10 protein-coding genes and 2 riboswitches are annotated in these 13,046 nt (G+C 50.0%); all 10 genes read right to left on the bottom strand.

All coding sequences use genetic code 11. The features are described 5' to 3' along the window. Positions 1 to 251: 251 nt before the first annotated feature. Positions 252 to 1,280, bottom strand: coding sequence for a DUF4340 domain-containing protein (locus tag M3661_RS18155; RefSeq protein ID WP_251487257.1), 1,029 nt, complete (start codon positions 1,278 to 1,280; stop codon positions 252 to 254). Between the two features lie 5 nt (positions 1,281 to 1,285). Continuing rightward, complete coding sequence (locus tag M3661_RS18150) at positions 1,286 to 2,674, bottom strand: GldG family protein (protein ID WP_251487223.1); 1,389 nt, start codon at positions 2,672 to 2,674, stop codon at positions 1,286 to 1,288. 3 nt (positions 2,675 to 2,677) lie between these two features. Next, entirely contained in the window at positions 2,678 to 3,385 is a 708-nt protein-coding gene (locus tag M3661_RS18145) for an ABC transporter permease subunit (protein ID WP_021252365.1), read from the bottom strand. Next, a complete protein-coding gene (locus M3661_RS18140) occupies positions 3,372 to 4,322 on the bottom strand; it encodes an ABC transporter ATP-binding protein (RefSeq protein ID WP_251487221.1) in 951 nt (316 codons plus the stop codon). The genes M3661_RS18145 and M3661_RS18140 overlap by 14 nt, the downstream gene beginning before the upstream one ends. A 235-nt stretch (positions 4,323 to 4,557) precedes the next feature. Next, positions 4,558 to 6,927 carry a histidine kinase gene (locus M3661_RS18135; RefSeq protein ID WP_483874662.1) on the bottom strand — a complete coding sequence of 790 codons (2,370 nt, stop codon included), beginning with the start codon at positions 6,925 to 6,927 and terminating at the stop codon, positions 4,558 to 4,560. Positions 6,928 to 6,936: 9 nt separating this feature from the next. Beyond that, a complete protein-coding gene (kdpC, locus tag M3661_RS18130; protein ID WP_251487218.1) occupies positions 6,937 to 7,521 on the bottom strand; it encodes a potassium-transporting ATPase subunit KdpC in 585 nt (194 codons plus the stop codon). A gap of 183 nt (positions 7,522 to 7,704) precedes the next feature. Further along, the gene (gene kdpB, locus M3661_RS18125) at positions 7,705 to 9,714 is read right to left on the bottom strand and encodes a potassium-transporting ATPase subunit KdpB (RefSeq protein ID WP_227775126.1); all 2,010 of its coding nucleotides are present in this window, start codon (positions 9,712 to 9,714) and stop codon (positions 7,705 to 7,707) included. A 94-nt stretch (positions 9,715 to 9,808) separates the two neighbouring features. Then, positions 9,809 to 11,488, bottom strand: coding sequence for a potassium-transporting ATPase subunit KdpA (gene kdpA / locus M3661_RS18120; protein ID WP_094183160.1), 1,680 nt, complete (start codon positions 11,486 to 11,488; stop codon positions 9,809 to 9,811). A gap of 54 nt (positions 11,489 to 11,542) precedes the next feature. Continuing rightward, positions 11,543 to 11,620, bottom strand: coding sequence for a K(+)-transporting ATPase subunit F (gene kdpF, locus M3661_RS30810; protein WP_227775128.1), 78 nt, complete (start codon positions 11,618 to 11,620; stop codon positions 11,543 to 11,545). Between the two features lie 303 nt (positions 11,621 to 11,923). Beyond that, a riboswitch (cyclic di-AMP (ydaO/yuaA leader) is annotated at positions 11,924 to 12,101 on the bottom strand. A 14-nt stretch (positions 12,102 to 12,115) separates the two neighbouring features. Beyond that, entirely contained in the window at positions 12,116 to 12,523 is a 408-nt protein-coding gene (locus tag M3661_RS18115) for a hypothetical protein (protein ID WP_251487215.1), read from the bottom strand. Positions 12,524 to 12,593: 70 nt separating this feature from the next. After that, positions 12,594 to 12,783: riboswitch (cyclic di-AMP (ydaO/yuaA leader) on the bottom strand. Positions 12,784 to 13,046: the final 263 nt, after the last annotated feature.

Genomic DNA, 13,046 nt, shown 5'->3' with positions numbered 1-13,046 from the left:
GCCTCCGGCTTCCTTCAGATTCCGCCTCGCGACGGACACCCTTGCCTTCAGCTAACAGTTCCTACTGCCAAGCCTGTAGCGGACTTTCACCGCCTAGTTATCGCCCATGCCGGGCGCACCATAAAAAGACGCTTCCATCTCCACCAATACAGTGGTTCCGGAAGCGTCTTTGTTCATCTAGCAGGACTAGCTCACATTCTTGGGACAGCCCCACATGCATTCCTGCTTATATTCATGAACACGTACAAACTCTATTTTCCTGTTGCAGACGCACTTTCTCCTGCACTTCCCCATTCTTTGATTGCTTCATCAAGCTTCGCCTTTGGTACTGCATATGCCCATTGCCCGTCTTGAGGGATAATCCATATCTTCTCTCCGATCATGTATCCTTCAAATGTCTTCTTCTCCGTAGCATTGATGGCATCTGACTTCAATGAGAGTTCCAGCTTCCAACCTGGCTCGTGAGATGATCCTGCCAATAATTCCTTCTTCTGCTTCGGCAGTTCGGTAGTAGTCCAGTCTCGGAATTGATTGATGAGCACATTAGCTTTATCTTCAGTAATAGACTTGTCCTGAAGCCACCAATTCATCTCTGTTTGATTGCCTGAATCTGAATTCCCTGCTGAAGATTCTCCCTCACTCACATTCGTTGGAACGGATCCTGAATCATCATTTGAACTTAGGTTATATGTGTTCCCCGCATAGCTCCAACTGAATTGTTCCACCCGTTCAATTGGGAATGTTATCGGTTCCTTCAACACAAAATCATACGCGCTCCGCTTCAATCCCGACCATTCAGTAGCAGGGACTTGATATACCTTGTTATTGTCATCTACCATTGCATAGTAAGTGCCTGAAATCGGGGTTTCATTGCCGATCTTAAGATTATGTCTTATCCCGTTAGCACCAGTTGCCTGGAATACCCACGTCGGCTTATCCAAGCCATATTTCCCAAGGTTCGCTGACTCTCCCTCAACGATCGAATCTGCCTTCGCCTTTGTCACTATAGAGATCCAGTCATTAATCGGATACGAATTGAGCGGATACGGACGCGGCTCTAACATCTCCCACTGTTCGCCCTTCTTATGAAGCGATACTCGGGAACCTTCCCCCGCTATCATAATAGAATCAATATCCTGCGCTTGCATCGTTATGAGCGGCACGGCCTCCGTATTCTCCTGTTTGGTGCGGAAGAAATCGTGTGTAGAGGCGTACACATAACCGGCTATGAATACAATCAATAGTAGAAAGGTTGGGATGAGCCTTCTCATCTGTCTCATATTATTCACGACGCCCGTCTCCTTCTCCACCATAATGCTGCCCCTATACCAAGCAATAGCACCGGGAAGCCGATAACAGTCGTCCATAGAATTGCCTTGCCCTGTCCAGGAGTCAGGTATGCAATTTGATAGGCTTCATTCTCCCGTGGCCTGATCGTCACTTGTTCTTGATTCCCCTGGAGCCAGTTCATGCTATTCAGCGCGAAGTCCCGATTACCCTGCGTATATAGATTCTGATCTTCGATATAACTCGATCCACCAATAATAACTGCCTTTGGCTTCCCGTCTGTTGTCGTTACGGCTACGCCCAGCGTTAATGGTCCAGCAAGATCCTTATCGTCGCGTTCGCTTCCCTCTTGCATTAGCCTTGGAATATCTGTCTCCCCATAAGAAGTTGTAGAAGTCTTCAAGATCGGCTCCACTGACAGCTTATCGGTAGACGAAGCTTCTAAAGGCAGCCCCAACGTCAGCAAAGTAAGCAAATTATACTGCGACAGCTTGGATGTTAGTTCATGCTCTCCGTATTCAGGCACAATCGTAAATGGATCATACAATGTGCTCTTCTTCTGCTCGACTGCGACTGCATGCTTGTTCGTCACACCAAGATGCTTGAGCAAGCTGTCAATGTTCTTCCAAGATTTCGACATGTCTGGATTGAAGCCAAGCGCAATGTACAACTTCCCCTTGTCATCCACATACTGTTGCAGAAGCTTCGCTTCCTTATCCGTAATATCTTTGTTGGCGCCTAGTATCATGACCATGTCCGCATCCTGTGGGACTGCACCTTCTCGATATAAATTCAGCTCTTTGACTTGGATATTGTCCTCTTCCAAGCTGGAGCGGAGGGCAGTTACTTGCGACAACGGCAGCTCTTCATGGCCAGACAATACGTAAGCTGTTGCTTTGCGCTCAGATGTTAGGCTTCTAAGTGCTTGGGTCATTTTTTCCTCGCCACTAAAACGATAAGCCCCATAGTCCTCTCCACCACTGAACATCTCATACAGTCCAACAGTCTTGCGCTTCGTTCCGCGCTCGAACACAAGGGAGCTCCCCGCTAAGCCATATTGCTGTGCTAGGGAGGGTTCCTTCATTAAATCAATTTGTTCGACCTTAATATGTTTATTTCGCAGTGCATACTGTTCTGCCATGTCAGCAACTTCCCTAATTAGCACAGGATCATCCTGCGGCGTATAGAACAGCTTCACATTGACCTTATCTTCGACCGAAGTCAGAGCGGCAATCGTTTGTTCCGATAGCGTGAAAGACTTATTCTTCGTGAAGTCCCACTGCCACCCCGTCATCGATTGTAGAAAATAGGTCAACAACACAAAAATTCCGAGGACAGCGACTGATCGTACTGCCGCATTCGTTCTTCGCAGCCACTTGTTCATCATTCGTTACCTCCACCGTTTTCTTTCAAGTACTTGGATACTCAGCACGACAAATACAATCGCGAGTGTTAGGAAAAAGAGTACGTCCGGCCCATTCAGTACCCCTTTCATAAAGGACTGCAATCGATTGTTCATCGAAAATGGAGCAATCCAATCACCGACGGCAGAAGAAGGAATGGCATCCAGCAGCCAGAACATGAGCAGGATCACGAATGCAGCGATGGCGGTTACCATCTGATGCTCAGACAGTGCAGATGCAAATAAGCCAATAGAAGCCATTGCAATCGTAAGCAGCAGCAATCCGAGTACAGAAGTCAGCAGCACACGCATATCCAATGTTCCGAAGAACGACATGACGAATGGATACACCAAGCTAAACCCGACAAGCACAACCATCAAGACACATGCTGCAGCATATTTGCCAAGAACAATCTCGCTCAGACGGGCAGGCGAAGTAAGCAGCAGCTCATCGGTACCGTGGCGGAATTCATCTGCGAACAGCCGCATCGTCAACAAGGGAATGATAAAAATATACATAAATGTGGTATTGCCCGTTACAAGCCGGAAATCGACGATACTAGGTTGGAACAATACAAAATTCAAATAAAACATAATCCCTGAAATCAACACATACACCGAGAAAGCCGCATAAGATGTCGGCGATGTGAAATATGCGAGCATTTCTTTGCGAAATATCGCGCTAAATCTGCGCATCACCAGACTCCTCCTCTGTCGTCAATCTCGTAAATACATCCTCCAGACTTGTCGATTCCCGCTTCATCTCTAGCAGGGGATACCCTGCATTAGCCAAAGTGAAAAAAAGAGCTTCCCTTATATCCGCCTGCTCCTTCGCAGTAACCTGAAGATGAACCTCTTGATCATTGCTTTCAGATTCGATGTGGGCGATCTCGGGAATAACCGTTATCGCTTCAACCACCTCAGCAGCTGTTCCCTTCACAATGAGATGCAGCTTCGATTCTTGACCAAGTGCAGTTCCCAATTGTTCAGGCAGCTCGTCAAGCACAATTTGCCCTTGATGAATAATAATGACCCGGTTGCATAGTGTGTTCACTTCCGGGAGAATATGTGTACTAAGCAATACCGTATGCTGCTCCCCGAGCTCTCGAATGAGCTGGCGTATTTCCACGATCTGATTCGGGTCTAGCCCTGATGTAGGCTCGTCCAGAACAAGCAGATCCGGCTTGTGAATGATGGCTTGCGCAAGTCCTAGCCGCTGCTTGTAGCCCTTGGATAGCCCCCGAATCGCCTGATTTTCTCTGCCTTGCAAGCCCAATCTGTCTACCATTTCACTAATTCGCACGCTGCGTTCTCGTACCGATACACCTCTTATATCCGCCACAAAACGCAAATACGACTTCACCGTCATATCTGGGTACAGCGGCGGGCTTTCCGGCAAATAACCAATCTTGCTTCTGGCCGTACCCCCATGGTCTGCCATGGAAATGCCATCAATGGAGATGCTCCCGCTTGTCGGATGCAAATATCCCGTAATCATCCGCATCGTCGTCGTCTTCCCCGCACCGTTAGGGCCTAGAAAGCCCACAACTTCGCCGCGCGCCATAGAGAAGTCGATATGCTGAACACCACGACGCTCGTTGTACAGCTTACTAACGTCCTTCACTTCTAACATCTGTATCCCCCTTGTCCAGACTTCATCCAAGACATACCTCACCCATGTTAACTAAGTAAGTCTGTATGAATCGCTATACTCATGTTAACGACTCAACTCTAAATCAAGCTGAAAAGAGGCTGAAAGGTAACTTAAAAACCCGTGTCTAATTTGTGAACAAAAAAATCATAGCCCGGCAAGGCTATGATTCATGGCATTGATATAAAAATAGATAAATAGAGGGATAGATAATAGGTTATCGCACTCGCAAGTCCTCCCATTCAGAGAGAACTAGCACATCCATATGCCTCGCATGACGCACCAACGCCTTCATAGCTCCTAACCTGCCCAAGCGGCGTACACGACTCGGCATCCCTACGATGATTTGGCTTGCCCGCAGTTGATCTGCTACATACACAGCCGTACTGGCCCATCTTCTGCGTGCAACTGCCTCATATTCTTGGTACGTACCGCCAAGCCGTTCGGTCAATGCCTGCACAGCGGCCATCTCCTTCTCTATATCTGCCGTCTTTCCTCTTCTTCTCCATGGAGCAATAGGCAGATGTACCACATGCATAGGCGCCTTCAAGCGATGGGCAATGCGGAAGCCATGGCGCACCAATCTCTCGGGCCGCACGTCAGAGTCGATACATACGAATATCACTTCCTGCCTCCGCCACGGTCCACGGAACAGTGCTCTTCGTTCCCATGACTCCAATCGCTCATCCACATCGTCAGCAACCTCGCGCAGTGCAAGCTCCCGCAGGCCAATCAGATTCGGCGTACGGAAGAAATTCGATAAGGCTTGATCTACCTTATCCGCCTTGTAGATCAACCCAGCGCGCATTCGTTCCTGGATCGTCTGCGGCGTTACATCAATCAATTGAATCTCCCGCGCCTGCCGAAGCACGATGTCCGGAACTGTCTCACGCACGCGTACTCCTGTTACATGCTCTACTGCATCATTCAAGCTTTCAATATGCTGGACATTGACCGTCGTCACGACGGATATCCCCGCCTCAAGCAAACATAAGACATCTTCATATCGCTTGGCTCGAATACTTCCCGGCACATTCGTATGCGCCAGCTCATCGACAAGTACAACCTCTGCATGAATGCGGAGCAGCTCCTCCGTATCCATCTCCTCCAGCATCTTGCCATTATACGCAATGCGCTTGCGAGGAATAACCGGAAGCCCTCCTACTTGACCGGCTGTCTCCGCTCTCCCGTGCGTTTCCAGCAAGCCAATGACGACGTCAACGCCCTGCTCCCGCAAGCGGTTGCCTTCCTGAAGCATATGATAGGTTTTCCCTACCCCTGGTGCCGCACCAATAATCACTTTCAGCTTCCCTCGCTTTAGTCCGGCTGCCTTCTCTTGAACCCGCTGTTCCGTCACCCGCTTAAATGGCGTCTCAGCCTCAGCTGCGCCGGATAGGCGGGCAGGCAGTATCCGCTCCCCCTCTGCAATCGAGTGATCGGCAATGAGGAACAAGTCCGTCAGCTCGATACGTTTCAGCAGAGCTCCAATCAGCGAACCTTTCAACAGCTCCTGCCACCGCGTCTGACGAGAATGGCCGAGTACGAAGCGGGTTATCCCATGCATCTTCGCATATTCAGCCAATGCAGATGCCATATCGTGGCGCGTTCGGGAAGGAATCTCCTCCCATACCGCTTCCGTCTTCATCGCCATCTTCTTCAGCGAGCGGCGGAATGCAGCCTGCTCCGTCGTCAATTCCATATCTGGCTGAACAAAGGTCACAATATACAGTTCACCGTTAAGCCGCTTCGCAATTTGCTGCCCTCTTCGAATATGAATCGATCCATTCCAGCCGTATTGTGCAAGAACAAGAATCCGTTCGGAAGCTCCCGAAGGGCCTGTAAGGCCCATCTCATTCCGATGCTGCTCAAGTGAGCCGTTGACATGCTCCGCCATCGTGCGGAGCGCGAGCTCGCGCAATATACTTATACGGCTTCGCTCTTCCGCTCGATGCTTCCGCGAATGCTTAGCTCGACTGAACTGCCCCTGCATTCTACGCTCCATTAAAGACTCTGCAGACACATCAAGGAGGCGGACTTCGTCTGCCTCCTTCAATGCCTCACTTGGTATCGTCCATTCGCTGACGACGCCGGTCATTTTCTTTGCCGCAGCTTGAACACTTTCCTCTTCATAAGCATTCATCGTCGCAATTACGTTCATGCCCCGTTTCAACAATTCTCTTACATCTTCCAGCCTCGTTGAACGTAAGGCTTCCGGTCGATTGCGATGAGCAAGTCCATCAATAAGCACCACATCCGGCATCCGAACTGTAATGGCCTCCACATCGATGTCGTAACGATCCTGTCCATCCCTCTGCCATGCGATCATCGGAATGGCTTGAATGGGGGAAGAATCAATGCCAACGTGCAGCCCAGCCTCATTCCATATTTCCTGCGTCGGCAGCACTGTGCCGTACACCACATCCAGCCCTTGCTTGGTACAATTCACCCCTTCCAGCAGCAGCTGTGTCGTCTTGCCCGCCCCACTGGCAACAGCCATAAGAATCCGCAGCCTTCCCCGCTTCATCTGCTCAAGCATTCGCAATATCATTTCCGGCGATTGCCTACGGTACTCATCCCCTTCATTCACAGCCGACACCTAACCTTTCATTTCGTGCTGTACTTCCAGGTTCAGCAACAATACATTGATGCGCTGTTGACCGAATACTCCCAAGTCTCTTCCTTCTGTATATTTCGTAATCAACTCTTCAAGTCGTTCCTTCGAGATTCCGCTAGCCTTCGCTACACGAGGCAGCTGTACACGTGCCGCCTCCGGTGTAATGTGCGGATCCAGTCCCGAGGCAGAGTTGGTCAGCAAATCCTGTGGAATCCGCTTCACATCCGCATCTGGATTCTCCTTGCCCCATTCCTCAACTGACTTCTCAACTCTCTCTTTAAGCGCTGGATTCGAAGGAGCGTAGTTCGGCGAACCAGAGCCAGCAGCATCGTTCCCGATGCTAGATATTCGCCCATGGAAATATTGCGGTTCTGTAAATGTCTGTCCGATCAACTTCGAGCCCAGCAACTGCCCCTTCTCATTGTATATCATGCTGCCGTTCGCTTGATTCGGCATTACCGCCTGTGCAAGCCCCGTCATCGCAAATGGATAAGCAAGGCCGCACAGCAGCAGCAAGCCGATTGTCGTCCGCACCATCGCTCCACCAATATTCATACGCTCTGTCATGTTCGTTCATCCTCTCTTCTTCCTTGCTTGAACCCGATATGATTATTTCAACAATCTTCTCTATCTACATACCAACCATTAGCGTTATTTCAGTTATTGCCGCTAATTACAATTTGGGACAGCTACTCAGCTATTACAGTTAAGGTTGTTATTCGGCTATTTGCAGTTACAATTGTTGCAAGGTTACACTAAAATGCCCACAATTAGATCGATCAGCTTAATGCCGACGAACGGAGCTACTAATCCGCCCAAGCCGTATACGAACAGGTTGCGCTGCAGCAGCTTAGCCGAAGACATCGGCTTATACGCCACGCCTTTGACCGCCAGCGGAATTAATAACGGAATGATGATGGCATTAAAAATAAGCGCCGACAAAATGGCCGATACGGGCGAATGCAAGCCCATAATATTAAGGGCTGACATCTGCGGAATGGCAATCATGAACATTGCTGGAATGATAGCAAAGTATTTCGCCACATCGTTCGCAATACTGAATGTCGTCAATGCGCCACGCGTCATGAGAAGCTGCTTGCCGATCGATACCACCTCAATGACCTTCGTCGGATCAGAATCGAGATCGACCATATTTGCCGCTTCCTTCGCTGCTGCCGTGCCGCTGTTCATCGCGATGCCGACATCCGCCTGCGCCAGTGCCGGAGCATCATTCGTACCGTCTCCAGTCATTGCTACCAGCTTGCCTGCCGCCTGCTCCTTGCGAATCAGAGCCAGCTTATCTTCTGGCTTGCTCTCTGCGATGAAGTCATCTACCCCCGCTTCCCGAGCAATGGTTGCTGCCGTCAGTGGATTATCCCCTGTACACATGACGGTGCGAATGCCCATGCGGCGAAGCTGTTCGAACCGTTCCCGCATGCCTGGCTTCACCGTATCCTTCAAGTAGATCAGCCCATAAATATCGCGTCCGACGGCCACAGCCAGCGGCGTTCCGCCAGCAGAAGCAATCGCATCTGAATTGGCATCCAAATCCTGCGGAACGGTACCTCCCTGGGCGATAACCCAGCGTTTCACCGCATCAACAGCCCCTTTGCGCACGCTGCGCCCATCCTTCAGGTCAACACCGCTCATGCGTGTTTCCGCTTTGAACGGGATGAATTCCCCTTGTATAGCAAGTTCTGCTTCATACTTAATTCCTGCCTTGGATACCCAATCCACGACAGAGCGACCTTCAGGTGTCTCATCATGATGAGAGGCAACAGCTGCCCACTGAGACAATGTGTTTACATTCGTTCCTTGCACCGGAATGAGTTCATGAGCCAAGCGATTCCCGAACGTAATGGTTCCCGTCTTATCTAGAATAATTGTATGAATATCCCCGCAGGCTTCAACCGCCTTACCTGACGTTGCAATGACATTGAACCGAGTTACGCGGTCCATACCTGCAATACCGATCGCGGACAGCAACCCCCCAATCGTAGTAGGAATCAAGCAGACCAGCAGGGCAATTAGCACCGCCGCATTCAATTCGACCTGCAAATAATGACTGAATACAGGCAAGGTCACAACGACAACCAAGAAGATAAGCGTCAAGCTGACAAGTACAGTATGAAGAGCAAGCTCATTCGGAGTCTTCTTGCGCTGCGCGCCTTCAACTAATGAAATCATTCGATCTAAGAACGATTCTCCCGGATCGCTTGTAATCCGAATACGAATCTCATCACTAATTACCTTCGTTCCAGCAGTTACCGAGCAGAAATCCCCGCCTGCTTCTTTCAATACTGGCGCAGACTCCCCAGTAATCGCTGATTCATCCACAGAGGCCAATCCGGAGATGACCTCGCCATCGCCAGGAATCGTCTCCCCTTCACGAACGACTACGACATCACCCTTACGGAGCTCGGATGAGGATACGCGAACCGTTCCACCTTCGGTTATCTTGTTCGCCCACAAATCCCGCTTCGCCTGCTTCAACGAATCCGCCTGTGCCTTGCCGCGACCTTCAGCGAGAGCCTCAGCAAAGTTCGCGAACCAAACCGTAATGAATAAGATGAAGCTGACCGCGCCGTTGAACCAACGTGGCATTGGCGAACCAAAGGCATCCGGCACGAACGTAAGCAGCAGTGTAATAACGAAGCCAACCTCGCAAATAAACATCATCGGGTTTTTAACCATCTGGCGCGGATCGAACTTCCGCAGCGCATCGATCGATGCTGCCCGCATTAAGCTGCCTTGGAACATGCTCCGTTCCTTGTCTTGATGTGTATGCGTACGCGCCGGTTCAAATGGCGCAGGTGTTTTCATCTGTTTTTCCGTCTTCATTTTCCGTTCCCCCTTATTTCCACAACGTCAGATGTTCTGCGACCGGACCGAGCACGACTACCGGGAAGAACGTCAGAGCACCCACAATAAGTACTGTGCCGACAAATACGATACCGAACAGCGCCGTATTCGTCTGAAACGTACCACTTGTGTTCGGAATTGGCTGCTTCTTCGCCATCGATCCTGCTACGGCAAGGAGCGTAACGAGCGATACGTAGCGCCCTAAGAACATGACAATACCTGTGGAAATGTTCCAAAACGGCGTTGCATCTCCCAACCCTTCAAACCCGGATCCATTGTTCGCCGCGGATGACGTAAACTCATACAACGCTTGCGACAATCCGTGGAATCCTGGATTGGACAGGGTGTCCGCCTGTGTAGCAACTGCAATTGCAGTCGGTACTAGAATCAATATCGGATGCACCAGCAAGGTAACCGCCAGCAGTTTCATCTCCTTACTTTCCAGCTTGCGGCCCAAAAATTCAGGTGTCCGTCCGACCATGAGACCGGATAGAAATACGGCGATCATGACGTACAGCAGCACGTTCATAAATCCAGCACCGACGCCGCCGAATACGGTATTCAGCATCATATTCGCCATCGGGATCAAGCCACCGAGTGGTGTCAGCGTGTCATGCATATTATTGACTCCGCCCGTCTCCGATGCAGTCGTAACGACCGAATACAGTGACGATTGCACAACGCCAATGCGCACTTCCTTCCCTTCCATGCTGCCTGTTCCACTTAATCCTGCTGCGTTCAGCACAGGATTGCCCATATGTTCGGCCGTAAGCGATGATCCGAGCATAATAAGGAACAAGATCGCCATGGAGACGAACAGCACTCGCCCTTCCTTCTTGTTGCCGACCATGCGGCTGTAGGCAAACGGCAGCCCCGTGCACAGCATCAACATGAGTAAAATATGAATTAAATTCGTCACACCGTTCGGATTCTCGTATGGATGTGCGGAGTTCGCTCCATAGTGGCCGCCGCCATTGTTGCCAAGCTCCTTAATCGACATCATGGCTCCTACAGGGCCGAGCGGAATGTGCTGCTCTGCTCCTTCAACGGTTACTGCACTTTCCATTGGACTTAAGGATTGCGGAACCCCATTCCAGATAAACAGTACACTGGCAACGATCGCAATAGGCAGGAAAATGCGCGTAATCGAACGCACAAGATCTGCCAAGAAGTTGCCGAGCGGCTTGCCAGTCAAACCGCGAATAATCGCCATTACTGCCGCAAGCGCAGTAGCAGGTGACGTAAACATCAAGAAAATAATGCCCGTCATTTGTGACAGCGGAGACAGTCCACTTTCACCGCTATAGTGCTGCAAGTTCGTATTCGCCATGAAGCTGATCGCCGTATTGAATGCTACTCCCGGTTCCATGCCAGGAATGCCATTCGGATTCAGCGGCAATACCCCTTGAAGGCGGAATATTGCATACGTCACCACAATCATTAGCACGTTCGTGGCAACTGCTGTAAAGGCGTATGCCTTCCAGCTTTGCGATTGATCCTTAATGCCGAAACACTTAAATAAAAAACGATCTATCGGACCAAATACAAGATCCAGCGGTCTTGGAGCTCCGCTATTATCAAACACCCCTGCCATATATATTCCGATCGGACGCGCTATCGCCAAGGCAAGCAATAAGGTAATTCCAATGGCGATCCATTCGATTGCACTCATTGTTCCGTTCCACCCTTCTCTAATGTACAAATATCATCAATCACTCTGCCCAAACTAAAATCGTTCCGGCTTGACTAAGGCATATAACAAATAAATGAACAGCGCCGTAATCAAGGTGAATAACACGATCATCATGAGCGATCACCCCGTTCATCCACTTCCGCCTTGCACCAATGGAGAATGCCCATTACGCTTAGTCCAAGCAGTGCGAGAAGAATCATCATGACTGCATCAAACATAGTCCCTTCCTCCTCCTGAATAAGGTTCTTATCTCTCCAGGCAATGCTGCCGCGATCCCGCTCCTACCAAGACTTCTCGCTCAGTAGGAACGCGCAGGCAACACAAAAAGCCACACGGAAAGAGGGACCCTTTCCGTGTGGCTTCACTCACGCATTGTTAAATAAACGTGCGCGTAATGTTCCACGACGAAATAAAGGCTGCCTCCTTGGACGCTTACGAGGTTAGCTGACGGATTCGGGCGCGAAGAGTCGCCCTACCAGCCAGGAACGGATTCCTGTGCCGGATTCACCCCTTGCGCGAACTGCAGATGTACAGCTGGCGCACTAACGTTGGTTCCCCCGTTCCCATGAATGGGATTCAGCGGTGAGCATTGCCTATATGGATAAATTAGATGATATCTGATAGTAAAAATGAAACTTGATCCGATTGCGTATAAATGACGTAATTTGCACCAAGCAATCGGTAGATCGACTGCGGATGATGACGCTTCGTAACGATTGTGATCGGATCCGTCGTCCATTGCCGGCATATTTGAAGCAGCCGGCAGGAAAGCGCAAAGCTCTGTTCAAACACATAGATTCGGCCAATCGGGACATGAGGGACGGCCCATGCCTTCGGCTCCGTCGTATTGATTGGGCATATGGAATGAACGCCAATACCTTCCAATCGCTTTGCCAATCGCCCATTATGGGCAATTCCCGCCACCGAATATCCTGCTCCTTTCAACTGACGTATGAATTCAATCCCCGTCTCACAGCCTGCGAACACTGTAATGACCCGGTCCGCATCGTACATATCCAGTTCCTCCTGTTCATCTGTCCGAAGCCCTACTTGCAAGAAAGAGGTGCGTCGCCATATGATCAGGCGCGCCTCTCCCGTACGCTTACGAGGTTAGCTGACGGATTCGGGCGCGAAGAGTCGCCCTACCAGCCAGGACAGCAATCCTGTGCCGGATTCACCCCATGCGAACGGTGGCTGCTGACTGTCCACTCAGCTCCATTCGCTTTATTGGTTCCCCCGCTTCCGCTTCCTGCGGAATTCAGCGATTGAGACGCAACGGATAACGTTGTTGTTGCTGAACTGAATCTTACGCCTTTCCCCCTCCTGCTGTAAATGAAATGAAAACCATAATTTCTCCATTTCCGGGCAATTGTGATCAACTAATCCCATCTTATCTCTCATTACAGCATCATTACCTCGCAATTTCTCAACTTTGCTTATGCGGCGATGATTTCATGAGAAAAACAAAGAAATTTAAATAAATACCTGTATGTAAACGCTTTGTTTGACCATTTGTTTGGATTTCCTGGATTGGATT

It is taken from the genome of Paenibacillus sp. MER 180, from assembly GCF_023713665.1.
GTDB lineage: Bacteria > Bacillota > Bacilli > Paenibacillales > Paenibacillaceae > Paenibacillus_B > Paenibacillus_B suaedae.
The sequence above is the reverse complement of the archived record's forward strand: the minus strand, read 5'-3'. Positions and strand labels throughout refer to the sequence as shown.

Bases quoted from the DNA above. Each gene is read 5' to 3' on its own strand.
- M3661_RS18155 (WP_251487257.1), bottom strand. From the start codon at position 1,280: ATGAGACAGATGAGAAGGCTCATCCCAACCTTTCTACTATTGATTGTA.
- M3661_RS18150 (WP_251487223.1), bottom strand. From the start codon at position 2,674: ATGATGAACAAGTGGCTGCGAAGAACGAATGCGGCAGTACGATCAGTC.
- M3661_RS18145 (WP_021252365.1), bottom strand. From the start codon at position 3,385: ATGCGCAGATTTAGCGCGATATTTCGCAAAGAAATGCTCGCATATTTC.
- M3661_RS18140 (WP_251487221.1), bottom strand. From the start codon at position 4,322: ATGTTAGAAGTGAAGGACGTTAGTAAGCTGTACAACGAGCGTCGTGGT.
- kdpC (WP_251487218.1), bottom strand. From the start codon at position 7,521: ATGACAGAGCGTATGAATATTGGTGGAGCGATGGTGCGGACGACAATC.
- kdpB (WP_227775126.1), bottom strand. From the start codon at position 9,714: ATGTTCCAAGGCAGCTTAATGCGGGCAGCATCGATCGATGCGCTGCGG.
- kdpA (WP_094183160.1), bottom strand. From the start codon at position 11,488: ATGAGTGCAATCGAATGGATCGCCATTGGAATTACCTTATTGCTTGCC.
- kdpF (WP_227775128.1), bottom strand. From the start codon at position 11,620: ATGATCGTGTTATTCACCTTGATTACGGCGCTGTTCATTTATTTGTTA.
- M3661_RS18115 (WP_251487215.1), bottom strand. From the start codon at position 12,523: ATGTACGATGCGGACCGGGTCATTACAGTGTTCGCAGGCTGTGAGACG.